Source organism: Klebsiella sp. GG_Kp173 (assembly GCF_040062415.1).
GTDB lineage: Bacteria > Pseudomonadota > Gammaproteobacteria > Enterobacterales > Enterobacteriaceae > Klebsiella > Klebsiella quasipneumoniae.
The window spans coordinates 38775-64727 of sequence record NZ_JBEAFZ010000080.1 but is presented as its reverse complement, the minus strand read 5'-3'; the positions used below and the strand labels follow the sequence as shown (position 1 = coordinate 64727).

The following is a 25953-nucleotide window of genomic DNA, read 5'->3' as shown; positions in this document are numbered from 1 at the left end:
CCGTGCTGTCGGAAAGCGCGCCCCCGTTCAGCGGCGCGGGGGGGAGGTGTTGACTGAATTAGCTGAACAGCGAGTAGAAGATCGCGGAGATGGCAATCAGACCCATAATCACCACGAAGACGTTGCTAACGTGGCCGCTGTATTTACGCATCGCCGGCACTTTCTGAATCGCGTACATCGGCATCAGGAACAGGATCATCGCGATAATCGGGCCGCCCAGGGTCTCGATCATGCCGAGGATGCTCGGGTTCAGCGTCGCTACAATCCAGGTGGTAACCAGCATGAACAGCGCGGTCAGCTTGTTCAGTTTGTTGATTTCGATCGATTTGCCTTTACCGCGCAGGGACTTAATCACCATGCCATTAAAGCCTTCGCGGGCGCCAAGGTAGTGGCCGAGGAAGGATTTGGTGATGGCGATCATCGCGATGATCGGCGCCATCCAGGCAATGATTGGCGCGTTAAAGTGGTTCGCCAGGTAAGACAGAATCGAGATGTTCTGCTCTTTCGCCGCCGCCAGGTCTGCCGGAGAGAGGCTCAGGACGCAGCTGAAGACGAAGAACATCACGGTCAGCACCATCATGATGTGGGTGCGAGCCAGGATGCTGGAGCATTTTTTCTCGGCGCCTTCGCCGTACTCTTCACGCTTGGCAACCGCGAAGGAGGAGATGATCGGCGAGTGGTTGAAAGAGAAGACCATTACCGGGATCGCCAGCCACAGGGTCATCAGCAGGCCGTTGCCGGTGACGGAGGCACCGCTCAGGGAGAGGGTCTCCAGCGCCGCGCCGTTCCACTGCGGGATCAGGTACAGCGCCAACACCATCAGGGCGATAACGAACGGGAACACCAGCACGCTCATCGCTTTTACAATCATCTGCTCACCGAAACGCACGATGGTCATCATGCCGACGATCAGGATCAGCGACAGAATAGCGCGCGGTGGCGGCGTCATGTGCAGCTGGTGCGCCATGAAGCTTTCGACGGTATTGGTGATCGCCACGCTGTAGACCAACAGGATTGGATAGATAGCGAAGAAGTAGAGCAGGGTAATCAGCTTACCTGCGCCTACGCCGAAGTGTTCTTCAACCACTTCAGTAATGTCTTCGCCCGGGTTTTTGCCGGAGAGCACGAAGCGGGTCATACCGCGGTGGGCGAAGAAGGTCATCGGGAAGGCCAGAATCGCCATGATAATCAGGGGGATCATGCCGCCGACGCCGGCGTTGATCGGCAGGAACAAGACGCCCGCGCCGATCGCTGTACCGTACAGGCCCAGCATCCACATGGTGTCAGTTTTACGCCATCCGCTGCGGGTTTCGCCCGAAACGATGGTGCTGGTTTGAGTGGTTTCCATCTGTATCTCCTGGAGGAATCAACAAAATCTAATGAACAAATACAATTGCGTAACACGAAATTCGTTTAATTACGGTTTTTTTAGAAATTTTCTCCGTAATAATTGGGCCGGAAAGATACATTTATATGGTTTATGCATCAGTGATCGCGATCTCAAATGCAATAATCCACTTTCAATGTGCGTATTTTTAGTCCAACAGCCTGTTTTTGGTGATCAGCCAGCGATTTGTGGCGCGCAGGCTACCATTTGCAGCATATGAGATAAAAGCGGGGCGGCGTAATAACGAGGGATTTACTGTAAAAAAGAGAAGTGGTCGACGTTTTTGCGCTTAAAACCATTTTTTGCAGTGATAATTGTCGCAGTTTTTACTAACGCAAACGATTGGCTATGTAAAAACAATTCAGGTGTTTGATTAGTCACAGAAAGGTTTTTGGCGCGTTTTGGAAGTCAAAGAAAGCGTGCCCGCCGGGGCAACAGGCGCTGCCCCGGCGGGACGGAAATCAGGCGATGATTTCGTAGCAGGGAATATAGGCGGTACCGCCAGGAAGCTTCATGCGGTGCTGGGCGACGAAGCCCTGCAGCAGATCGTCCATGCGGCGCATCATCTCCGGGTCGCCGTGCAGCTTGTATGGACCGTACTGCTCGATGGCCTGGATGCCCACCTCTTTGACGTTACCTGCGACAATGCCGGAGAAGGCGCGGCGCAGGTCGGCGGCCAGCACTTCCACCGGCTGGTCCGGGGAGAGTTTGAGGTTGGCCATGTTTTCATGGGTCGGATCAAACGGCATCTGCAGGTCCGGCGAGATACGAATCGACCAGTTGAAGCTGTAGGCATCGTCGGTCTCGCGACGGCTCTCTTTCACCAGCGGCATCGCTTTTTTCATCTGCCGCGCCACTTCCGCCGGGTCGTCGATGATGATCCGGTAGTGGCGACGGGCGGATTCGCCCAGGGTATGGGTGATAAATTCGTCCAGCACGCGGAAGTAGTCAGCGCTCTCTTTCGGCCCGGTGAGGATCAGCGGCAGCACCTGCGCTTTGTTATCCGGATGCATCAGAATACCCAGCAGGTAGAGCAGTTCTTCGGCGGTGCCGACGCCGCCCGGGAAGATGATGATCCCGTGGGCGATGCGCACGAAGGCCTCCAGACGCTTTTCGATGTCCGGCATGATGATCAGTTCATTGACCAGCGGGTTTGGCGGTTCTGCGGCGATAATGGACGGTTCGGTCATGCCGATAAAGCGGCTGTCTTTGTAGCGCTGCTGCGCGTGGCCGACGGCGGCGCCTTTCATCGGCGCTTCCATCGCGCCAGGCCCGCAGCCGGTGCAGATATTCAGTTCCCGCAGTCCCAGCTGCGTACCGACGCGGCGGGCGTAGAGATATTCGTTTTCGTTGATCGAGTGGCCGCCCCAGCAGACGATCATGTTCGGCGCTTCGCCGACGTGTAGCGCGCGGGCGTTGCGCAGGATCGAGAACACCAGGTTGGTGATATGGACCGAACTTTCGAGATCGAGGTTCGGGAAGCGAACGGTATTGTGGATCTGGCCGTACACGAAGAGGATGTCGCGCAGTACGGCGAACAGGTTGGCCTGCAGGGAACGAATAATGCGCCCGTCAACGAAGGCGTCTTCCGGCGGGTTGATCAGTTCCAGCTTCACGCCGCGTTCGCGACGCAGCACGTTAATATCGAAATTTTCAAAACGGGACAGGAGCTCCTTGCTGTTATCGGTCAGGCTCCCCGAGTTGAGCACAGCAAGCGAGCAGTTGCGAAACAGTTGATACAGGTCGCTGCTGGCGGTGCGCTTAAGCATATCCACTTCCAGCTGCGACAGCATATCCATTGAACCAAGCGGGCTAACATGTGTAATCAAGTGAACTCCTTACAGGACGCTTATGGTCTTCCTGTGATTACAATAGCCCTGCGAGCGGCGTTTTCACAACCTTGCGTGCGCCTAAACGCACGCAAATTGTGAAAATGTTTATTATTGCCGGGCGAGGCGGCCGGTGGCAGGGGAAAAGTCGCCGTTGCTGCGCCAGGGGTTGATATCCAGACCGCCGCGTCGCGTATAGCGGGCGTAAACGGAAAGCGATTCCGGCTGGCAGAAACGGAGAATATCGTTAAAGATGCGCTCGACGCACTGCTCATGGAATTCGTTATGGTGGCGAAAAGAAACCAGATAGCGCAGGAGCTGCTCGCGGTCGATTTTCGCCCCACGATACTGGATCTGCACCGAGCCCCAGTCCGGCTGGTGGGTGATCAGGCAGTTGGACTTCAGCAGATGGCTGACCAGCGTCTCTTCCACGATTTTGCCGCTGGCGGCGCCCTGCAGGTAGTCGGCGCTGAACTGATAGTTATCGATCTCGATATCCTGATCGTCGATGCAGGCGCCGTGCAGGTGGGCAATCGGCTGGCCTTCCAGTTCATCCAGACGGTACAGCGACACCTTGACCTCGCCCTGCGCGCAGGCGCTCAGATCGCGGGTTAACGTCTCTTCAACCTCCTGCCAGCTGGCGAAACGCGTCTGGTTGAAGCTGTTGAGATAGAGCTTAAAGCTTTTTGATTCCACCAGATTGACGGTGGTGTCGGGCAGTTCGACGTGGCCGACGGCCACCTGCGGCAGGCCTTTGCCGTTCAGCCAGGAGAGTTCGTAGAGCGTCCAAATATCGGCGCCGTGAAACGGCAGGTTGTCGGCATGCAGGCCAAGCGGGTCGCGGTTAAGGCTGCGCGGAACGCCCTGCAGCAGCGAGGCGTCATAGGTATCGCGGTAATCAGTTGATTTACCGAGCGTCAGGCCGGCCAGCGCCTGATGATTATCGTAAGAAGACATGTTTCACCATAGTAAAGCGGGTACACTATTACCCCAGTGTATCCTGTCTAACGTGAAGAGAGAAACCGGTGGACCATCAGACCGCAGAAGCGCTGCATGCTTTTACCCAACGTTATTGCGCCGCCTGGCAGCAGCAGCGCCACAGCCTGCCGCGCAGTGAAGAGCTTTACGGCGTCCCGTCGCCTTGCGTCGTCGACACCCAGGACGAGGCCGTTTTCTGGCAGCCGCAGCCGTTTTCGCTGGCGCAAAATATCAGTGCGGTTGAACGCGCCCTGGATATTGTGGTACAACAGCCGCTTCATTCTTATTATACCACTCAGTTTGCCGGCGATATGACCGGCCGGTTCGCCGGCGAAACGCTAACGCTGCTGCAGACCTGGAGTGAAGAGGATTTCCAGCGGGTGCAGGAAAACCTCATCGGGCACCTGGTGGTGCAGAAGCGGCTGAAGCTGGCGCCGACGCTGTTCATCGCTACCCTCGAGAGTGAACTGGATGTCATTTCCGTCTGTAATCTCAGCGGTGAAGTCGTCAAAGAGACCCTCGGCACCGCCAAACGCCTCACCCTTTCCCCCTCGCTTGCGGGTTTCCTCAACCAGCTTGAGCCGGTGCTGTAATCCAGTCTGCCTGGTCATTTGTGAGAGATCTCTTACAAAACCTGTAAGAGATCATCATCATTTAAGGCAAATTTAATCCAATCTTTTTTTGTTAAGTTATTGGTATTAAATTAGATCTTAATTTTTTCGTCCTTTTGAGTGGGGACTAATCTTAAGAGATTGTCTCAAGAAGGGTTGTAAGAAGAGGCAGAATCAGTGATCCTATGTCTGTCGACAGGAAGTCGCGAAATGAAGCGAACATCAGGATGATGGCGCTTCTGCAGGACCCGCCAGGATGGCGTTGCAAGGACAGGCTTCAGGATGAAGCAAGGATAACGCAGGATCGCGTAATGGACACCTCCAGGATGGAGAATGAGAGCCGCTCAGGATGAACGGTGGATCAGGAAGATCGGGACAAACTTAAGGATAAGTCATTTCACATCGGGGTGGTGTGAAAGCAGGATGCACGAGTTTATGGATGAACATGGTCAGGAGACCTCAGGAAAAGTTTTCAAGGACGAGCAGGGAGCACCAATGTAGCGGGAATGCTGCAAAACGAACCGGGAGCACTGTTTATACAGTGCTCCCTTTTTTTATTTCTCCTGCGGATTTGCTATCCTGCGCCCGGTTTTTAACTCATCGAGGTTTCCCCCATGACTCTTCACGATAGCGTGCGCGATCGCCTGCGCGCCATTGAAGCCCTGCTGCGCGAAACAGAGCACTGGCAGGAGACGGCGCCGGACAGCAGCGCCTTCGCCAGCGATAAGCCGTTTTGCCTGGATACCCTGGAGCCGCTGGAGTGGCTGCAGTGGGTCCTGATCCCGCGTATGCATCAGCTGCTGGAGAGCGGCCAGCCGCTGCCGCAAAATTTCGCCGTTGCGCCGTATTACGAAATGGCGCTGGATCAAGCCCACCCGGTTCGCGAATCCATGCTGGCGGAGCTGCTGCTGCTGGACGCGCTGTTTGCCGGTGAGCAGGCCTGATGCTGGAGATAATCTACCAGGACGACTGGCTGGTGGCGGTCAACAAACCGTCGGGCTGGCTGGTGCACCGCAGCTGGCTCGATCGCGATGAGAAAGTGGTGGTGATGCAGACCGTGCGCGACCAGATCGGTCAGCACGTTTTTACCGCCCATCGCCTCGACCGGCCCACCTCCGGTGTCCTGCTCATGGGACTGTCAAGCGAGGCGGGTCGGCTGCTGGCGCAGCAGTTCGAGCAGCATCAGATCCAGAAGCGCTACCATGCGATCGTCCGCGGCTGGCTGATGGAAGAGGCGCTGCTCGATTATCCGCTGGTGGAAGAGCTGGATAAAATCGCCGATAAGTTCGCCCGCGAAGATAAAGGCCCGCAGCCGGCGGTGACCCATTATCGTGGTCTGGCGACGGTAGAGATGCCGGTCGCTACCGGGCGTTATCCCACCACGCGCTACGGGCTGGTGGAACTGGAGCCGAAAACCGGCCGCAAGCACCAGCTGCGCCGCCATCTGGCCCACCTGCGTCATCCGATCCTCGGCGACAGCAAGCACGGCGATCTGCGGCAAAACCGCAGCGCCGCGGAGCATTTCGGCTGCCACCGCCTGATGCTGCACGCCAGCGAACTGTCGTTAACTCATCCCTTTACCGGTGAGCCGCTGACCCTGCGCGCCGGTTTTGACGACGTCTGGATGCGTGCGCTGTCGCAGTTTGGCTGGCGCGGGCTTCTCCCGCTAAATGAAAGGGTTGAGTTTGCCGACGACTGCGGTCAGGATGAAGAGAATAAGGACAATCCTGGGAGATAATAGCATGGCGGAAGTCGGAATTTTTGTCGGCACCATGTACGGCAACTCGCTGCTGGTTGCGGAAGAAGCAGAAGCGATCCTCAGCGGACTGGGACACAAGGCTACCGTGTATGAGGATCCGCAGGTCAACGACTGGGAATCCTATACGGGCAAGTATGTGCTGGTGGTCACCTCCACCACCGGGCAGGGCGATCTGCCGGACAGCATCGTCCCGCTGTATGAGGGCATCAAAGATATGTATCAACCTCACCTGCGCTACGGCATTATCGCGCTGGGCGACAGCACCTACGCCAACTTTTGCGGCGGCGGCCTGAAGTTCGATCAGCTACTGCAGGAGCAGGGCGCGAAGCGCATCGGCGAGATGCTGAAGATTGACGCCAGCGAAGATCCGGAGCCGGAGAGCGTCTCTAATCCATGGGTTGAGCAGTGGGCTACCCTGCTAGAATAAAAGCGCTGCCCTCTCCCTACGCAGAGGGCGCCCTTTCAAGCTGTCGCGGCCAGATACGCGGACAGCAAAAGTGTAGCTCTTTCCGGGCCGCACGCCTTCAGGCAAATGCACAATATCCTTATCAATATCATGGTTTAAGCTAGCCAGTTTCACCGCGTCAAGAGAGGTATTTCACACTCCGGCTCTTTTTGCTGCCCTTTTGACCACCCGCGGCGCTGGTTTTTCATTTCCGTGAACTTCCCCCCATTCTTTCAGGCATACGCCATAAACCACCTGCAATAGCGGCGTAAAAGCTGTGTAGATGCACGGTGAGCCGCGGTGTGCCTCTTCATATACTGCTCCAGCCAGTGACAAATGCAGTGCCAGATATAACGACAACTATCAAAACACGACCACGTCATTCTGATTACCCTACAGGTTGTGCTGTTCAGAATGAACGTAGCTAAACGCTATGATTCAGGAGTACAACAATGAGTTCATTAAGTCAGGCGGCGACGGCGGCTGAAAAGCGCACCAATGCCCGCTACTGGATAGTGGTGATGCTGTTTATCGTCACCTCTTTTAACTATGGCGACCGGGCGACGCTGTCGATCGCCGGTTCGGAAATGGCCAAAGATATCGGCCTGGATCCGGTGGGGATGGGGTATGTCTTCTCCGCGTTCTCATGGGCTTATGTCATCGGCCAGATCCCGGGCGGCTGGCTGCTCGACCGTTTCGGTTCGAAGCGAGTCTATTTCTGGTCGATCTTCATCTGGTCGATGTTTACCCTGCTGCAGGGCTTCGTCGACATCTTCAGCGGCTTTGGCATTATCGTCGCGCTGTTTACCCTGCGTTTCCTCGTTGGCCTGGCCGAATCGCCGTCGTTCCCGGGTAACAGCCGTATCGTGGCCGCCTGGTTCCCGGCGCAGGAGCGCGGCACGGCGGTGGCGATCTTCAACTCCGCTCAGTACTTTGCCACCGTTATCTTCGCGCCGATCATGGGCTGGCTGACGCATGAGGTGGGCTGGTCGCACGTCTTCTTCTTTATGGGCGGCCTGGGGATTGTGATTAGCTTTGTCTGGCTGAAAGTGATCCACGATCCGAACAACCATCCGGGAGTAAACAAGAAGGAACTGGAATATATCGCCGAAGGCGGCGCCCTGATCAACATGGATCAAAAGAGCAGCGCGCAGAAGGTGCCGTTCAGCGTCAAAATGGGCCAAATCAAGCAGCTGATCGGATCGCGGATGATGATCGGCATCTATATCGGTCAGTACTGCATTAACGCCCTGACCTATTTCTTTATTACCTGGTTCCCGGTTTACCTGGTGCAGGCGCGCGGCATGTCGATCCTCAAAGCGGGGTTTGTCGCCTCCGTTCCGGCGGTGTGCGGGTTCGTCGGCGGGGTGCTGGGCGGGGTGATCTCTGACTGGTTAATGCGCCGCACCGGCTCGCTGAACATTGCCCGCAAAACGCCGATAGTACTGGGGATGCTGCTCTCCATGACCATGCTGATGTGTAACTATGTCAACGTGGAGTGGATGGTGATTGGCTTTATGGCGATGGCCTTCTTCGGCAAAGGGATCGGCGCGCTTGGCTGGGCGGTGATGGCGGATACCGCGCCGAAAGAGATTAGCGGTCTTTCCGGCGGCCTGTTCAACATGTTCGGCAATATCTCCGGTATCGTCACCCCGATCGCTATCGGCTATATCGTCGGCACCACCGGCTCGTTCAACGGGGCGCTGGTTTACGTCGGCATCCATGCCCTGGTGGCAGTGCTGAGCTACCTGGTGCTGGTGGGCGACATCAAACGTATTGAACTGAAACCTGTAGCGGGACGTTAATCATGACTACCCAATCCAGCCCGATTATTACAGAGATGAAGGTCATTCCGGTGGCCGGACACGACAGCATGCTGCTGAACATCGGTGGGGCGCATAACGCCTGGTTTACCCGCAATATCGTGGTGTTGACCGATAACGCCGGCAACACCGGCGTGGGCGAAGCCCCTGGCGGTGAGGTTATCTACCAGACGCTGCTGGCGGCGATCCCGCAGGTGGTAGATCAGGAGGTCGCCAGACTGAATCGCGTGGTGCAGCAGGTACACAAAGGCAATCAGGCGGCGGATTTCGACACCTTTGGCAAAGGGGCGTGGACCTTTGAACTGAAAGTCAACGCGGTAGCGGCGCTGGAGGCCGCGCTGCTCGATCTGCTCGGCAAGGTGCTCAATGTGCCGGTCTGCGAGCTGCTGGGGCCGGGCAAGCAGCGTGATGCCGTCACCGTGCTGGGCTACCTGTTCTATATCGGCGATCGGCAGAAAACCGACCTTGGTTATCTGGACCATACGCCGGGCGATCACGAATGGTATCGCCTGCGCCACCAGCAGGCGTTGAGCAGCGAAGCGGTGGTGCGCCTGGCGGAAGCCGCTCAGGATCGCTACGGTTTCAAAGATTTTAAGCTGAAGGGCGGCGTGCTGCCCGGCGAGCAGGAAATTGACACCGCCCGGGCGCTGAAAAAGCGCTTTCCGGACGCGCGCATCACCGTCGATCCTAACGGCGCCTGGCTGCTGGATGAGGCGATCGCCCTGTGCAAAGGGCTGCAGGATGTTCTGACCTACGCCGAAGATCCGTGCGGCGCCGAGCAGGGTTTTTCCGGCCGGGAGGTGATGGCCGAGTTCCGCCGCGCCACTGGGCTACCGGTCGCCACCAATATGATCGCCACTAACTGGCGCGAGATGGGTCATGCGGTGATGCTCAACGCCGTCGATATTCCCCTGGCGGACCCGCACTTCTGGACGCTCTCCGGCGCGGTACGAGTGGCGCAGCTGTGCGACGAATGGGGGCTGACCTGGGGCTGCCATTCCAACAACCATTTTGATATTTCCCTGGCGATGTTTACCCACGTCGGCGCCGCGGCGCCGGGTCAGCCCACCGCCATCGACACCCACTGGATCTGGCAGGAAGGCGAGGCGCGCCTGACCAAAAATCCGTTGCAGATTATTAACGGCAAGATTGCCGTGCCAGATGCGCCGGGACTCGGCGTGGAACTTGACTGGGAGCAGGTGCGCAAAGCCCATGAGGCCTATAAAGCGCTGCCGGGCGGCGCGCGCAACGACGCGGGCCCGATGCAGTACCTGATCCCCGGCTGGACATTCGACCGCAAACGTCCCGTTTTCGGCCGCCACTAATTACAAAAGGATGATGCTATGACGACTTTCTCTTCCACGCCCGTTGTCACCACCATGCAGGTGATCCCGGTTGCCGGCCATGACAGTATGCTGATGAATCTGAGCGGGGCCCACGCTCCGTACTTCACCCGCAATATCGTGATTATCAAAGATAACGCCGGCCATACCGGCGTCGGTGAAATTCCGGGGGGCGAAAAAATTCGCCAGACTCTGGAGGATGCCATTCCGCTGGTGGTGGGCAAAACGCTGGGCGAGTATAAAAACGTGCTCGGTGCGGTGCGCAATCAGTTCGCCGACCGTGACGCCGGCGGCCGCGGCCTGCAGACCTTTGACCTGCGCACCACCATCCACGTGGTGACCGGAATCGAAGCGGCGCTGCTGGACCTGCTGGGCCAGCACCTTGGGGTCAACGTCGCCTCGCTGCTCGGCGATGGACAACAGCGCAGCGAAGTTGAAATGCTGGGCTACCTGTTCTTTATCGGTAACCGCCACGCCACGCCGCTGGCCTATCAGAGCCAGCCGGATGAACAATGCGAGTGGTATCGCCTGCGCCATGAAGAGGCGATGACGCCGGATGCGGTGGTCCGCCTCGCGGAAGCGGCGTATGAAAAATATGGCTTCAACGACTTTAAGCTGAAGGGCGGCGTGCTGGCCGGTTTTGAAGAAGCCGAAGCGATCGGCGCCCTGGCGAAGCGCTTCCCGAATGCCCGCGTGACCCTCGATCCGAACGGCGCCTGGCTGCTTGAAGAAGCCATTCAGATTGGCAAGCAGCTGAAGGGAGTGCTGGCCTATGCGGAGGATCCGTGCGGCGCTGAGCAGGGCTTCTCCGGCCGCGAAGTGATGGCGGAGTTCCGTCGCGCGACGGGCCTGCCGACCGCCACCAATATGATCGCCACCGACTGGCGGCAGATGGGCCATACGCTCTCCCTGCAGTCGGTGGATATCCCGCTGGCGGACCCGCACTTCTGGACCATGCAGGGATCGGTTCGCGTGGCGCAGATGTGCCATGAGTTTGGCCTGACCTGGGGTTCGCACTCTAATAACCACTTCGACGTGTCGCTGGCGATGTTCACCCACGTTGCGGCTGCGGCGCCGGGCAAGATCACCGCTATCGATACCCACTGGATCTGGCAGGAGGGCAATCAGCGTCTGACCAAACAACCGTTTGAAATTAAAGGCGGAATGGTGCAGGTGCCGAGCACGCCGGGTCTGGGGGTTGAGCTGGATATGGACCGCGTAATGCAGGCAAATGAGCTATATAAGAAACATGGCCTTGGCGCCCGCGACGATGCGATGGCGATGCAGTACCTGATCCCGGGCTGGACCTTTGACAACAAGCGTCCATGCATGGTGCGCTAAAAGGCCGCCGGCCTCTGCGGGGGCCGGCATTGCGCGATAGCCACAAGGGTTAGCTCAGAGTAAGGACTGCAGATGAAAATAGTGATCGCACCGGATTCCTGGAAGGAGAGCCTGAGCGCGCTGGAAGTAGCCAGTGCGATAGAGCAAGGCTTTCGCGAGATTTATCCTGACGCGGAATATGTCAGGCTGCCGGTTGCCGACGGCGGGGAAGGGACGGTGGAAGCCATGGTGGCGGCGACCGGCGGGCATCAGGTTCCGCTGACGGTGACCGGGCCGCTGGGGGAGCCGGTAGAGGCATTTTATGGGCTGTCCGGCGATCGCCAGTGCGCCTTTATCGAAATGGCGGCGGCCAGCGGGCTGGAAAGCGTTCCCCCGGCGCAGCGTAACCCGCTGCTGACCACCTCCTGGGGCACCGGGGAGCTCATCCGCCATGCGCTGGAAGCTGGTGTGCGGCAGATCATTATTGGCATTGGCGGCAGCGCGACCAATGACGGCGGCGCCGGCATGGCGCAGGCGCTGGGGGCGAAACTGCTGACCGCCGACGGTCAGCAGATCGCGCCAGGGGGCGGTGCGCTGGAGACGCTGGCGCGCATCGATCTTAGCGAGCTGGATCCACGGCTGGCAGATTGTCGGATTGAAGTGGCCTGCGACGTTACCAACCCGTTGACCGGCCCGCAGGGCGCCAGCGCGGTATTCGGCCCGCAAAAAGGGGCGACGGCGCAGATGATTGACCGGCTTGACGGCGGCCTGCGGCACTATGCCCGGATCATCGCCCGTGATTTAGATTGCGACGTGCTGAGCCTGGAAGGCGGCGGCGCGGCGGGCGGGATGGGCGCGGCGCTGTATGCGTTTTGCGGCGCTCAGCTGCGCCCGGGCATTGAGATTGTCACCGATGCGCTGCAGCTGGCGGAGCGGGTGGCGGATGCTGATTTAGTGATCACCGGCGAAGGGCGTATCGACAGTCAGACTATCCACGGTAAGGTGCCGGTGGGGGTGGCCCGGGTGGCGAAGCGATTTAACGTACCGGTGATCGGGATTGCCGGCAGCCTGACCGCCGATGTCGGCGTCGTGCATCAGCACGGGCTGGATGCGGTATTCAGCGTGTTGTACACCATCTGCACTCTGGATGAAGCGCTGGCCAATGCCGCCACCAATCTGCGGATGACGGCGCGAAACGTCGCCGCGGTTTTGCAGATGGGCGGTAAGCTGTAATTGAGGTATCCCGGCTGGCGCAGTGGTATTTGTAGCCCGGATAAGGTGCGTAGCACCGCGATCCGGGAACCATCCCCGGTGGCGCTTACGCTTACCGGGGCTACCAACCGAATACCGGACCGTAGGGCGTAGCCCGGATGAGGCGCATAGCGCCGCTATCCGGGGTTTACACCCCCATCCGGCACGCTTCGCGCGCCACATTGTCCATCTCATCTAACAGCTCAAGCAGCTCCGGCTCCAGATCCTCGGCGGCGGTGCCTGCGCGCAGCTGGCTCTCCAGAGTGTGGCACAGCTTTTTCAGCCGCGGCACGCCGCTGTAGCTGCAGCTGCCATGCAGTTTGTGGATCAGATCCACCAGCCCTTCCGGCTGCTCGCCAACCAGTTGCTCTTCCACTTTGTTACGTACCTCCGGCATAAAAGCGATCAGCATCTGCAGCATCTCCCTCGCCAGATCTGGCTTCATCGCCGCCTGGCGCAGCGCCAGCTGCCAGTCGAGTGTCTGGTTATGGTCGATGACCGGCTCTGTGGGCGGTATCGCCGCCGGGGCGATACTGTGTACTCCGGGCTGATAGCGCAGCAGCAGGGCGTGCAGTTTCTCTTCTTCGATCGGCTTCGCCAGATAGTCGTTCATGCCGGCGCTCAGGAGCTTCTCGCGCTGGCCCTCCAGGGCGTGTGCGGTGACGGCGATAACCGGCGTTAGCTGGTGATGCGGCAGATGATGGATAAGCTCACAAGCGCGGATGCCGTCCATATCCGGCATCTGAATATCCATCAGGATCAGATCCATCTGCAGTTGCTTGGCCTTGTCCACCGCCTGCTGGCCGCTGTCGCAGAGGATCACCTGCTGCACAAGGTCATCCAGCAGGGCGCCAATGAGCTTCAGGTTTGCCGGGTTGTCGTCGACGGCCATCACGGTCATCGGCAGCTTATGACTGTCGGCCTGCGTCAACGGCGCGGAGGCTGTCGCATGATTGGTGGCCACCAGCGCTGGCAGTAAACGGGTAGTGGTGAGCGGTTTCAACAGGCAGGCGGCGACGCCATCGCGTTTCAGGGCTTCGGCGCTAACCTGGGCATGACACGGCAGAGCCAGCAGTACGTTGTCTGACATCGCGCAGGCTTTGGCCAATTTTTCCCGGTGCGGTGACAAATCGCGCATTGAGACCGGGATACCGACCAGCAGAATGTCGTACTGGGCTTCCGCCAGCGAGGAGAAGGTGGGGCTGTAGATCACCTCCAGCGGCGTGGCGGCCAGCATCTCCAGCGTGCACTGCGCCGCCGTCGCGTTGGCTTCCACATAGGCCAGACGCTTGCCCGCCAGCCCGTCGGTATTCAGCATATCCGGGATGGCGTTCGGGTTGAGATCGAGGTTGATATGGAACCAGAAGGTGGAGCCGCGGTTCGGCTGACTGTGAAACGAGATATCGCCGCCCATTTCCTTGACCAGACGTTGGGTGATCACCAGCCCGAGCCCGGTGCCGCCGTGGCGGCGTGAAATACTGGCATCGGCCTGACGGAAGGCCTGGAACAGCCGGGACTGATCGCGCTCGGGGATGCCGATGCCGGTATCGTGGATCTGAATTTCGATCTGCACCCGCGAATTACTGATGGCCCGCTGCTCCACCAGCACGTCGATATTACCGTGCTCGGTAAATTTGATGGCGTTGCCCACGAGGTTGGTCACAATCTGCTGCAGACGCAGCGGGTCGCCGATGACGTTATCCGGCACGTTGTTCTTAATGTTCAGCGTCAGCTCCAGCCCCTTATCATGCGCGGAATGCGCCAGCAGGGTGACCACCTCATCAAGCGAGGTGCGCAGCAGGAACGGAATACTCTCCAGGATCAGTTTCCCCGCCTCCAGCTTGGAAAAGTCGAGCACGTCGTTGATGATCGCCAGCAGATTATTGGCCGAGCGTTCGATGGTGGTCAGGTGGTCGCGCTGCGTGGCGTTGAGATCGGTTTTCAGCGTCAGGCGGGTAAAGCCGATCACCCCATTGAGCGGGGTGCGCAGTTCGTGGGACATATTGGCCAGGAATTCAGACTTAATGCGCGCCGCCTCCTGGGCGCGCTTTTTCGCCAGGTCCAGTTCGACGTTCTGAATCTCCATCTGCTCAAGGGTTTCCCGCAGATCGGAGGTGGCCTGGTCGACGTTGTGCTGCATCTCCTCATGGTACGCCGCCAGCGACATGGCCATCGAGTTGATGCCGTTTTTCAGCATATCCAGCTCGCCGAGCATAAAGCCCTCGACCCGACTGTCCAGCTGCCCGCGGCGGATGCGGTCGACGGTATTGACCATATTGCGGATAGGGCCGGTGACGTCGCGCATCAGGCGCCAGCCGAAGATCAGCGCAATACCGATGCAGAACAGCATCATCACGCTGGAGATGAAAATCTCTTTGTACTGCTGCAGGCGGACCGATTTCAGATCCAGCTCCAGCGCGACGTAGCCCAGCATATTGCCCGGCATTTTGGCATCGGATTCGGGGGATTCATCCGGCGAATAACTTTCCGAGACGATCGGCGTGCGCAGGATCATCATGTCGCCGTCGCGGATGACGCTGAGACGACGGGGAAACGCCTCGCCTTTTGGGATCTGCAGGTCGCTGGGGTTGAGCTGGTAATTGGAGGTGACAAACAGGCGGTTATGCGAATCGTACACCGAGATGGCCCGCACGATCTCCGAGTGGCGACGATGCAGAACGCTGATCAACTGGCCGATGGATTCGCGGTTTTGCAGATTCATGCCATATTCGCTGGAGACTGCCAGCGGCTCAATAATGCTGGTGCCGGCGTCCTCCAGCTGACGTTGCAGGTCGTTATAACGGTGAGCGACAAAGAAAACACTGAGCAACAGCCCTATCAGGACGGTTGGCGCCAGAATCAGAATCATCATGCGAGCACGCAGGCTGTAGTTGGTCATGCGGTTCCATTATGGGAGAATATAGACATCATCGTTCGGTGCGCGTCGGTGCGCTTCGCGGCGCTGCCGCTCTGAACGAGCTCGTTTTATTTGATTGAGACAACTCTCTACGATGGCGCAATTCTACTCTGCAAAACGGCGTGTGACGACGCGCCAGATCATAACCGTTACAGTCAACGACCTCGATCCCTTTGGCCAGGGCGTGGCCCGCCACCAGGGGAAAGCGCTGTTCGTCGGCGGCGTGCTGCCGCAGGAGCAGGCTGAGGTGGTGCTGGTGGAAGACAAAAAGCAGTACGCCCGCGCCCAGGTAAAACGCCGTCTGACCGACAGCCCGCAGCGCCAGGCGCCTCGCTGCCCCCATTTTGGCGTGTGCGGCGGCTGCCAACAGCAGCATGCCAGCATCACGCTTCAGCAGCAAAGTAAACGCGCCGCGCTGGCGCGCCTGATGAAGCGCGAGGTGGATGAGATCATCGCCGGCGAGCCGTGGGGCTATCGCCGTCGCGCGCGCTTAAGCTTGAATTATCAGCCAAAGACCCAACAATTGCAGATGGGTTTTCGTCAGGCCAGCGACAAAGCGATCGTCGATGTGGTGCAGTGCCCTGTTTTGGTGCCCCAACTTGAGGCGCTGCTGCCCGCCGTGCGCGAGTGCTTAAGCGCGCTGAGCGCATTACGCTGCCTTGGCCACGTCGAGCTGGTGCTGGCGGACAACGGCCCACTAATGGTGCTGCGCCATACCGCTGCGCTGCCGGCCGCTGACAGGGAAAAACTGGAACGTTTTTCGCAAACTCACGGTCTTTCCCTGTACCTCGCGCCGCAAAGCGAGATACTGGAACATATTCACGGCGAAGCGCCATGGTATACCTCAGACGGACTACGCTTAGTGTTCAGTCCGCGGGATTTTATCCAGGTCAACGACGGCGTGAATCAGCAGATGGTGCGTACCGCGCTGGCGTGGCTGGATCTGCAGCCCGAAGACCGGGTGCTGGATCTGTTCTGCGGGATGGGCAATTTTACCCTGCCGCTGGCGACTCGCGCCGCCCACGTGGTCGGGGTGGAAGGGGTGCCGGCGCTGGTGGAGAAGGGGCGGGAAAATGCCGCCCTCAATGGTTTATCCAATGTCACCTTCTTCCATGAAAATCTGGAAGAGGATGTCACCCGCCAGGCCTGGGCGAAGCACGGCTTTGATAAAGTGCTGCTGGACCCAGCCCGTGCCGGCGCGCCGGGCGTGATGCCGCATATTATAAAACTGGCGCCGCGGCGGGTGGTGTATGTTTCCTGCAACCCGGCGACGCTGGCGCGAGACAGCGAAACCCTGTTGCAGGCTGGATATCAGATTCAACGCCTGGCGATGCTGGATATGTTCCCGCATACCGGTCATCTGGAATCAATGGTGTTGTTTGAGCGCAGGCTTACATAAGGTCATTCACAACGTCGCAGAAGAGCCGCCCCGGCCATCAATGCTGACGCGACCTGCAGGATGACATGTAGAAAGTTGAGGCTTGCCGACTTCGGCAGGCCGGTCCCTTAAGGAGAGGACAATGGTTGCGGTAAGAAGTGCACATCTTAATAAAGCTGGTGAATTTGACCCGAAGAAATGGATCGCGAGTCTGGGGATTTCCAGCCAGCAGTCGTGTGAGCGCTTAGCCGAAACCTGGGATTATTGTCGCGAAAAAACGCAAGGACACCCGCTGGCGGACCTGCTGCTGTGGCGGGGCGTCGAAATGGTGGAGATCCTCTCCACCCTAAGTATGGATATCGATACCCTGCGCGCGGCGCTGCTGTTCCCGCTGGCCGACAGCGAAGTCGTCAGCGAAGCGGTTATGCAGGAGAGCGTGGGTAAATCGGTCGTGACCCTGATTCACGGGGTACGGGACATGGCCGCCATCCGTCAGCTGAAAGCTACTCATACCGACTCAGTATCTTCCGAGCAGGTGGATAACATTCGCCGCATGCTGCTGGCGATGGTGGACGATTTCCGCTGCGTGGTTATCAAGCTTGCCGAACGTATCGCGCATCTGCGCGAGGTCAAGGACGCGCCGGAAGATGAGCGCGTGCTGGCGGCGAAAGAGTGCACCAATATCTATGCTCCCCTGGCGAACCGCTTAGGTATCGGCCAGCTGAAGTGGGAACTGGAAGATTACTGCTTCCGCTACCTGCACCCGGCAGAGTACAAGCGTATTGCCAAACTGCTCCACGAACGCCGTATCGACCGCGAGCATTATATCGACGAGTTCGTCGGCCACCTGCGGGCAGAAATGAAAGCCGAAGGGGTCAAGGCCGAGGTCTATGGTCGGCCGAAGCATATCTACAGCATCTGGCGCAAAATGCAGAAAAAACACCTCGCCTTTGACGAGCTGTTTGACGTTCGCGCGGTGCGCATCGTGGCCGAGCGGTTGCAGGATTGTTATGCCGCGCTGGGGATCGTTCATACTCACTACCGTCATCTGCCGGATGAGTTCGATGATTACGTGGCCAACCCGAAACCCAACGGCTACCAGTCTATCCACACCGTGGTGCTGGGGCCGAGCGGCAAGACGGTGGAGATTCAAATCCGCACCCGGCAGATGCATGAAGACGCCGAGCTGGGCGTGGCCGCGCACTGGAAGTACAAAGAGGGCGCGGGAGCGGGTACCAGCGGCGGTCGCGGCTATGAGGACCGTATCGCCTGGCTGCGCAAGCTGATTGCCTGGCAGGAAGAGATGGCCGACTCCGGCGAAATGCTCGACGAAGTGCGCAGCCAGGTCTTTGACGACCGGGTGTATGTCTTTACGCCGAAAGGCGACGTGGTGGACCTGCCGGCGGGGTCGACGCCGCTCGATTTTGCCTACCATATCCACAGCGACGTCGGTCATCGCTGCATCGGCGCTAAAATCGGCGGCCGCATCGTGCCGTTTACCTATCAGCTGCAGATGGGCGATCAGATCGAAATTATTACCCAGAAGCAGCCGAACCCGAGCCGCGACTGGCTCAACCCTAACCTCGGCTACGTTACCACCAGCCGCGGACGCTCCAAAATTCACGCCTGGTTCCGTAAGCAGGATCGCGACAAAAACATTCTTGCCGGCCGGCAGATCCTTGATGACGAGCTGGAGCATCTGGGCATCAGCCTGAAGGATGCGGAAAAGCACCTGCTGCCGCGCTACAATTTCAACGAGCTCGATGAACTGCTGGCGGCCATCGGCGGCGGCGATATCCGTCTCAACCAGATGGTCAACTTCCTGCAGGCGCAGTTCAATAAACCGAGCGCCGCCGAGCAGGATGCGGCAGCGCTGAAGCAGCTGCAGCAGAAAACCTATGCTCCGCAGAACCGCACCAAGGATAATGGCCGGGTGGTGGTGGAAGGGGTTGGCAATCTGATGCACCATATTGCCCGCTGCTGCCAGCCGATCCCGGGCGATGAGATCGTCGGCTTTATCACTCAAGGGCGCGGGATTTCCGTGCATCGTGCCGACTGCGATCAGCTCGCTGAACTGCAGTCGCATGCCCCGGAGCGCATCGTCGATGCGGTATGGGGCGAAAGCTACTCGGCGGGATATTCGCTGGTGGTCAGGGTGGAGGCGAACGATCGCAGCGGGTTATTGCGCGATATCACCACCATCCTCGCCAATGAGAAGGTGAACGTGCTGGGCGTTGCCAGCCGCAGCGATACCCGTCAGCAGCTGGCCACCATCGATATGACCATCGAGATTTACAACCTGCAGGTGCTGGGCCGGGTGCTCGGTAAGCTGAACCAGGTGCCCGATGTGATCGACGCGCGTCGTCTGCACGGCGGTTAATTCGTCTCCAGGCCGGATAAGGCGAAGCCGCCATCCGGCAATTTCGCAACGTCGGATAAGGTCGAAACGCCTTATCCGGCCGACTTTTTTTTGAATTTCCAGGATTGTCACATGACTCAAATTGACCGCTTGCTCGGCATCATGCGCCGCCTGCGCGACCCGGAAAACGGCTGCCCGTGGGATAAAGAGCAGACCTTTGCCACCATCGCCCCCTATACCCTCGAAGAAACCTATGAAGTGCTGGACGCTATTTCGCGAGAGGATTTTGACGACCTGCGCGGTGAGCTGGGCGATCTGCTGTTCCAGGTGGTGTTCTATGCGCAGATGGCGCAGGAAGAGGGACGTTTTAACTTTGACGATATCTGCGCCGCCATCAGCGACAAGCTGGAGCGCCGCCATCCCCATATCTTCGCTGATGCCACCGCGGGAAACAGCAGCGAAGTTCTGGCCCGCTGGGAGCAGATCAAAAGCGCGGAGCGGGCGGAAAAAGCCCAACACTCGGCGCTGGACGACATTCCGCATAGCCTGCCGGCGCTGATGCGCGCGCATAAAATCCAGCGTCGCTGCTCGGCGGTCGGTTTTGACTGGACCTCGCTGGGCCCGGTGCTCGACAAAGTGCATGAAGAAATTGATGAAGTGATGCATGAAGCGCAGCAGGCGGTGGTGGATGAAGCGAAACTGGAAGAGGAAGTGGGCGATCTGCTGTTCGCCACGGTGAATTTATCCCGCCATTTAGGGGTCAAAGCCGAGGTGGCGCTGCAAAAAGCGAACCGCAAGTTCGAGCGGCGCTTTCGCGAAGTCGAGCGCATTGTCGCCGCCCGCGGCCTGGAAATGACCGGCGTCGACCTCGATACCATGGAAGAAGTATGGCAACAGGTAAAACGCCAGGAAACTGATCTCTAACGAGTTTTCGTGATCAAGCGCGATTTGTGTGATTTTATAAATAACAAGCGCTTGATTTACGTCAAAAACATTTCGCCAAAAGCGTCTATTTTCTCTTTCCGTTATGTCGTTGAAACACCATGTAGCCTGCCTCTTCGAGTTGTTCGGGTCGCAACACAGGTGCAACTTGAAGAACGAAGGGGAGGGGAAGAATGAAAGTTTGTGGCGTCACGCATGTTCGGGTATACTACTTTCCCGTCCTGGTTATTCCATCGTTTTACCCTAACTTCTCAGGTTCAGCATGACAACGAACTATATTTTTGTGACCGGCGGGGTCGTATCCTCTCTGGGTAAAGGCATTGCCGCAGCCTCCCTGGCAGCCATTCTTGAAGCCCGTGGTCTCAACGTGACCATCATGAAACTGGATCCGTATATCAACGTCGATCCGGGCACCATGAGCCCAATCCAGCATGGGGAAGTGTTCGTTACTGAAGACGGCGCAGAAACCGATCTGGACCTGGGCCACTACGAGCGTTTCATCCGCACCAAGATGACTCGTCGCAACAACTTCACCACTGGTCGAATCTACTCCGACGTGCTGCGTAAAGAGCGCCGTGGCGACTATCTGGGCGCAACCGTACAGGTTATTCCGCACATCACCAACGCCATTAAAGAGCGCGTACTGGCTGGCGGCGAAGGCCATGACGTGGTGCTGGTGGAAATCGGCGGTACCGTAGGCGATATCGAATCCCTGCCGTTCCTCGAAGCTATTCGTCAGATGGCGGTAGAGATCGGCCGCGAGCATACCCTGTTTATGCACCTGACTTTAGTGCCGTACATGGCCGCCGCCGGTGAAGTCAAAACCAAACCGACTCAGCACTCCGTGAAAGAGCTGCTCTCCATCGGTATTCAGCCTGACATCCTGATTTGCCGCTCCGATCGCGCGGTTCCGGCCAACGAACGGGCGAAAATTGCTTTGTTCTGTAACGTTCCGGAAAAGGCTGTTATTTCTCTGAAAGACGTCGATTCCATTTATAAAATTCCAGGCCTGTTGAAATCTCAGGGGCTGGACGATTATATTTGTAAACGATTCAGCTTAACTTGTCCGGAAGCAAACCTGGCCGAATGGGAACAGGTAATCTATGAAGAAGCCAATCCGGCAGGCGAAGTCACCATCGGCATGGTCGGTAAGTACATTGAACTGCCGGACGCCTACAAGTCGGTGATTGAAGCGCTGAAACACGGTGGTCTGAAAAACCGCGTTACCGTCAACATCAAGCTGATCGATTCGCAGGATGTGGAAACGCGCGGCGTCGAAATCCTCAAGGATTTAGATGCTATCCTTATCCCGGGCGGCTTCGGCTACCGCGGTGTGGAAGGTAAGATCGCCACGGCGCGCTATGCGCGTGAGAACAATATTCCTTATCTGGGCATTTGCCTGGGTATGCAGGTTGCGCTGATTGAATTCGCGCGCAATGTAGCGGGTATGGAAAACGCCAACTCGACGGAATTTGTGCCAGACTGTAAATACCCGGTTGTGGCCCTGATTACCGAATGGCGTGACGAAGATGGCAACGTTGAAGTCCGCTCCGAGAAGAGCGATCTGGGCGGCACCATGCGCCTGGGCGCGCAGCAGTGCCAGCTGGATGAGGATTCTCTGGTACGCCAGCTGTACGGCGAGCCGACCATCACCGAGCGCCATCGTCACCGCTACGAAGTCAACAACATGTTGTTGAAACCGATTGAAGCTGCCGGTCTGCGCGTTGCGGGCCGTTCCGGGGATGATCAGTTGGTCGAGATCATCGAAGTGCCGAACCATCCGTGGTTTGTGGCCTGCCAGTTCCACCCGGAGTTTACTTCGACGCCGCGTGATGGACACCCGCTGTTTGCCGGCTTTGTGAAAGCCGCCAGCGAGTACCAGAAACGCCAGGCGAAGTAAAAAGAGTTAGAACGGCAATGCACCCATCCGGGTGCATTGTTTGTCTGGAGTTTTAGTTTAACTTGTACTGAGGAAAACCTAATGTCCAAAATCGTTAAAGTCATCGGTCGTGAAATCATCGACTCCCGTGGTAACCCGACTGTTGAAGCCGAAGTACACCTGGAAGGTGGTTTCGTCGGTATGGCAGCTGCTCCGTCAGGTGCTTCTACTGGTTCCCGCGAAGCGCTGGAACTGCGCGATGGCGACAAATCCCGTTTCCTGGGTAAAGGCGTAACCAAAGCTGTTGCTGCGGTAAACGGCCCGATCGCTCAGGCAATCCTGGGCAAAGATGCCAAAGATCAGGCTGGCATCGACAAGATCATGATCGACCTGGACGGTACTGAAAACAAATCTAACTTCGGTGCGAACGCAATCCTGGCCGTTTCTCTGGCGAACGCCAAAGCAGCTGCTGCCTCCAAAGGCCTGCCGCTGTACGCGCACATCGCTGAACTGAACGGCACTCCGGGCAAATACTCCATGCCGGTTCCGATGATGAACATCATCAACGGCGGTGAGCACGCTGACAACAACGTCGACATCCAGGAATTCATGATTCAGCCGGTTGGCGCGCCGACCCTGAAAGAAGCAGTACGCATGGGTTCTGAAGTGTTCCATCACCTGGCGAAAGTGCTGAAGTCCAAAGGCATGAACACTGCCGTTGGTGACGAAGGCGGCTACGCGCCGAACCTGGGTTCCAACGCCGAAGCGCTGGCTGTTATCGCTGAAGCGGTTAAAGCAGCAGGCTACGAGCTGGGCAAAGACATCACCCTGGCGATGGACTGCGCAGCGTCTGAATTCTACAAAGACGGTAAATACGTTCTGGCCGGCGAAGGCAACAAAGCGTTCACCTCTGAAGAGTTCACTCACTTCCTGGAAGAGCTGACCAAACAGTACCCGATCGTCTCCATCGAAGATGGCCTGGACGAATCTGACTGGGAAGGTTTCGCTTACCAGACCAAAGTACTGGGCGACAAAATCCAGCTGGTTGGTGACGACCTGTTCGTAACCAACACCAAGATCCTGAAAGAAGGCATCGAAAAAGGCATCGCTAACTCCATCCTGATCAAATTCAACCAGATCGGTTCTCTGACCGAAACTCTGGCTGCTATCAAGATGGCGAAAGACGCTGGCTACACCGCTGTCATCTCTCACCGTTCTGGCGAAACTGAAGACGCGACCATCGCCGACCTGGCTGTGGGTACCGCTGCAGGCCAGATCAAAACCGGTTCTATGAGCCGTTCTGACCGCGTTGCTAAATACAACCAGCTGATTCGTATCGAAGAAGCGCTGGGTGAGCAAGCGCCGTTCAATGGTCGTAAAGAGATCAAAGGCCAGGCTTAATCCTGTCCTTATGAAATAACCATGCCAGCCTTCGGGCTGGCATTTTTTTTATACCTGCGGCCATTATTTAAAGTCGACGGCCATTTGCTGAGGGATCGACAACCCGCGGGTGGTTTCCACGCAGCGGTCGATGTAATCGGTAAAGCGCGGCGGTTTTGGCATCCCCATGCTCAGCAGCTTGTCGTTGCTAAAGCGCACGTTCAGCGTGGCGAACGCGCCATATAAGCGCATCGCTTTCAGCATCAGTCGCTCATTGCACGGCCCAAAAATTCCTTTCAGTTCGCGACGCATTTTGACCAGCGTTTCATAACTCACCTGGGCGTACTTATCTCCCACCGGCGCCTGCTCCAGCGCCAGGGCCATCGCCCGGTCGATGTCGGCAAACTTCACGCTGTTCTCCTCACCGGCAGAGATATGCACTACCTCGCCGTGGGCCAGCGGCTGGTTAAGCAGCATCAGCAGGGCGTCGGCGCAGTAGTCCACCGGGATAACATCGATTCGGTCCTCCATCGCGCACATAAATTTCTGCAGCATCAGTCCCATGCTGAATACCCAGAAAATACTGCTGGAAGGCCGGCAGCCGTGATGAGTATGGCCCACCACAATAGAAGGGCGGGCAATGACCAGCGGTAGCGTAGGGCAGTGCTGCTGCATCAGTTGCTCGATGGCCGATTTCGAGTGGGTATATTCCACCAGATGCTCGGCGCGCTGCCGAAACTCCGCGCTCTCGGCGACCAGCGAATCCGGCTCCGGTGAGCAGGACATTGCGGTGCCGACGTGGAGAAAACGCTGCAGACCCGCCACCTGCGCCATCCGTTGCGCCAGACGCAGCGTACCCGTAACGTTAACCTTCCAGATGAGCGGGTTGCTGCCAAACGAGGCGACAGCGGCGCAGTTGAGAACATGGGTGACTTGCTCAAGCCGCGGATCGTTAAGAAAATGCTCCGGAGAGGCGAGATCGCCCAGCAGGATCTGCTGCGGTCGCAGCATCGCCAGTTTCTCCTCGGCGATGTTGAACTTACGCATGTTTTCCTTGACCCGTTCCAGGCCTGCCTCGGGGTTGTTGGCACGCACCAGTAGCAGCAGATCTAATTGACTATCCTGATGGAGTATTTTCTCTAACGCCGCGCCGCCCAGAAAACCGGTGACGCCGGTAATGAATAATGTGGTCATAAACGCTATCTCATTATGGTTGGTCTGCGGGATTCTAGGAGGGCCAAAGTAAACGACGATTAAATAAAAAATGGCGGGCAGCAGGACTTTATTAAGAGGGGCTTAAGCTTATTTTTGGCGGCGGATTGGATTCGACTCTCAGACCAGGTAAATAATTCACTCTTTCATGTATCAATTTGTACATGCATGTATTTAAACATGTTTTTATTTTTCCGCTGACGTTTTTTATGTTCTGGTATATAACACGAAAAACATGTTCTGTTACATCTTTCTTCGCTGCAGTACGCTCCGCTGTTTATTTAAATCCTTACCACACTAATGAAATAAACGAAAACAGATGCATACTTTTAATTAACAATGAATAACGTCCGGGGTGAGAAAGCGACCCCGTGAGGGAAAAACGATCGCAGCGCAGGACAAGACCTGGACAGTGAAATCTGCGATAATAAGCGTTTATCACCCTAAACAGAGATGACTATGCAGTACCCGATTAACGAGATGTTCCAGACCCTGCAAGGCGAGGGTTACTTCACCGGCGTGCCTGCCATTTTTATTCGTCTGCAGGGATGCCCGGTAGGATGCGCGTGGTGTGACACCAAGCATACCTGGGACAAACTGGCCGATCGGGAAGTGTCGTTGTTCAGCATCCTGGCGAAAACCAAAGAGAGCGATAAGTGGGGGCCGGCAAGCAGTGAAGATCTGCTGGCGATTATCGGTCGTCAGGGGTGGACTGCCCGCCACGTGGTCATTACCGGCGGTGAGCCCTGCATTCACGACTTAACGCCGTTAACCTCGCTTCTGGAACAAAACGGCTTTAGCTGTCAGATTGAAACCAGCGGCACCCATGAAGTGCTTTGCAGCCACAACACCTGGGTGACGGTTTCCCCGAAGGTCAACATGCGCGGCGGGTATGACGTGCTGTCTCAGGCCCTGCAGCGGGCGGATGAGATCAAGCATCCGGTAGGGCGCGTCCGCGACATCGAAGCGCTGGACGAACTGCTGGAAACGCTGAGCGATGACAAACCGCGGATCATCGCCCTGCAGCCGATCAGTCAGAAAGAAGACGCGACGCGCCTGTGTATCGACACCTGCATCGCCCGCAACTGGCGCCTGTCCATGCAGACGCATAAATATCTGAATATCGCCTGATAAAAAAGC

At 57.6% G+C, this 25953-nt stretch carries 19 protein-coding genes; 14 read left to right on the top strand and 5 right to left on the bottom strand.

The genetic code is table 11. The features are described 5' to 3' along the window. Positions 1–58: 58 nt before the first annotated feature. The 3 genes from ABLU50_RS18085 to queF form a co-directional block, all read right to left on the bottom strand. Positions 59–1348 carry an HAAAP family serine/threonine permease gene (locus tag ABLU50_RS18085; protein ID WP_323083817.1) on the bottom strand — a complete coding sequence of 430 codons (1290 nt, stop codon included), beginning with the start codon at positions 1346–1348 and terminating at the stop codon, positions 59–61. A 500-nt stretch (positions 1349–1848) separates the two neighbouring features. Continuing rightward, positions 1849–3216, bottom strand: a complete 1368-nt coding sequence (gene ppnN, locus ABLU50_RS18080; protein WP_004205551.1) for a nucleotide 5'-monophosphate nucleosidase PpnN — start codon at positions 3214–3216, stop codon at positions 1849–1851. Between the two features lie 111 nt (positions 3217–3327). Further along, positions 3328–4173, bottom strand: coding sequence for an NADPH-dependent 7-cyano-7-deazaguanine reductase QueF (gene queF / locus ABLU50_RS18075; RefSeq protein ID WP_004205552.1), 846 nt, complete (start codon positions 4171–4173; stop codon positions 3328–3330). A gap of 68 nt (positions 4174–4241) precedes the next feature. On the opposite strand from queF, the gene syd reads away from it, so the two are divergent. The 8 genes from syd (at position 4242) to ABLU50_RS18035 (ending at position 12728) form a co-directional block, all read left to right on the top strand. Continuing rightward, positions 4242–4787 carry a SecY-interacting protein gene (gene syd / locus ABLU50_RS18070; protein ID WP_004205553.1) on the top strand — a complete coding sequence of 182 codons (546 nt, stop codon included), beginning with the start codon at positions 4242–4244 and terminating at the stop codon, positions 4785–4787. A gap of 632 nt (positions 4788–5419) precedes the next feature. Next, positions 5420–5749, top strand: coding sequence for a YqcC family protein (locus ABLU50_RS18065; RefSeq protein ID WP_002915249.1), 330 nt, complete (start codon positions 5420–5422; stop codon positions 5747–5749). Further along, positions 5749–6543: a tRNA pseudouridine(65) synthase TruC gene (gene truC, locus ABLU50_RS18060; RefSeq protein WP_004205557.1), complete on the top strand. Its 795-nt coding sequence runs from the start codon at positions 5749–5751 to the stop codon at positions 6541–6543. Before ABLU50_RS18065 ends, truC begins: the two co-directional genes overlap by 1 nt. A gap of 4 nt (positions 6544–6547) precedes the next feature. Beyond that, a complete protein-coding gene (locus ABLU50_RS18055; RefSeq protein ID WP_004205560.1) occupies positions 6548–6991 on the top strand; it encodes a flavodoxin in 444 nt (147 codons plus the stop codon). Positions 6992–7461: 470 nt separating this feature from the next. Continuing rightward, positions 7462–8814, top strand: coding sequence for an MFS transporter (locus ABLU50_RS18050; protein WP_004205562.1), 1353 nt, complete (start codon positions 7462–7464; stop codon positions 8812–8814). Positions 8815–8816: 2 nt separating this feature from the next. Continuing rightward, positions 8817–10157, top strand: a complete 1341-nt coding sequence (locus tag ABLU50_RS18045; protein ID WP_087833244.1) for an enolase C-terminal domain-like protein — start codon at positions 8817–8819, stop codon at positions 10155–10157. Between the two features lie 18 nt (positions 10158–10175). Beyond that, a complete protein-coding gene (gene gudD, locus ABLU50_RS18040) occupies positions 10176–11516 on the top strand; it encodes a glucarate dehydratase (protein ID WP_032456528.1) in 1341 nt (446 codons plus the stop codon). 72 nt (positions 11517–11588) lie between these two features. Further along, positions 11589–12728, top strand: coding sequence for a glycerate kinase (locus tag ABLU50_RS18035; RefSeq protein WP_087833245.1), 1140 nt, complete (start codon positions 11589–11591; stop codon positions 12726–12728). 166 nt (positions 12729–12894) lie between these two features. Here ABLU50_RS18035 and barA read toward each other — a convergent pair whose 3' ends face one another. After that, complete coding sequence (barA, locus tag ABLU50_RS18030) at positions 12895–15645, bottom strand: two-component sensor histidine kinase BarA (RefSeq protein ID WP_023319018.1); 2751 nt, start codon at positions 15643–15645, stop codon at positions 12895–12897. A gap of 112 nt (positions 15646–15757) precedes the next feature. Here barA and rlmD point away from each other — a divergent pair, with 112 nt between their 5' ends. From rlmD to eno, 5 genes are all read left to right on the top strand, one after another. Beyond that, on the top strand, positions 15758–17062 hold the full coding sequence (rlmD, locus tag ABLU50_RS18025; RefSeq protein ID WP_004205574.1) for a 23S rRNA (uracil(1939)-C(5))-methyltransferase RlmD: 1305 nt from the start codon (positions 15758–15760) through the stop codon (positions 17060–17062). 121 nt (positions 17063–17183) lie between these two features. Then, the gene (relA, locus tag ABLU50_RS18020) at positions 17184–19421 is read left to right on the top strand and encodes a GTP diphosphokinase (protein WP_004205575.1); all 2238 of its coding nucleotides are present in this window, start codon (positions 17184–17186) and stop codon (positions 19419–19421) included. Between the two features lie 111 nt (positions 19422–19532). Continuing rightward, positions 19533–20324 (top strand): nucleoside triphosphate pyrophosphohydrolase, encoded by a 792-nt coding sequence (mazG, locus tag ABLU50_RS18015; RefSeq protein WP_004205577.1) that lies wholly within the window; start codon positions 19533–19535, stop codon positions 20322–20324. Positions 20325–20604: 280 nt separating this feature from the next. After that, positions 20605–22242 (top strand): glutamine hydrolyzing CTP synthase, encoded by a 1638-nt coding sequence (gene pyrG / locus ABLU50_RS18010; RefSeq protein WP_004205579.1) that lies wholly within the window; start codon positions 20605–20607, stop codon positions 22240–22242. A gap of 81 nt (positions 22243–22323) precedes the next feature. After that, on the top strand, positions 22324–23622 hold the full coding sequence (eno, locus tag ABLU50_RS18005) for a phosphopyruvate hydratase (protein ID WP_002915213.1): 1299 nt from the start codon (positions 22324–22326) through the stop codon (positions 23620–23622). A gap of 63 nt (positions 23623–23685) precedes the next feature. Here eno and ABLU50_RS18000 read toward each other — a convergent pair whose 3' ends face one another. After that, on the bottom strand, positions 23686–24795 hold the full coding sequence (locus ABLU50_RS18000; RefSeq protein ID WP_087833246.1) for an SDR family oxidoreductase: 1110 nt from the start codon (positions 24793–24795) through the stop codon (positions 23686–23688). Between the two features lie 477 nt (positions 24796–25272). Here ABLU50_RS18000 and queE point away from each other — a divergent pair, with 477 nt between their 5' ends. Further along, the gene (gene queE, locus ABLU50_RS17995; protein ID WP_004205582.1) at positions 25273–25944 is read left to right on the top strand and encodes a 7-carboxy-7-deazaguanine synthase QueE; all 672 of its coding nucleotides are present in this window, start codon (positions 25273–25275) and stop codon (positions 25942–25944) included. Positions 25945–25953: the final 9 nt, after the last annotated feature.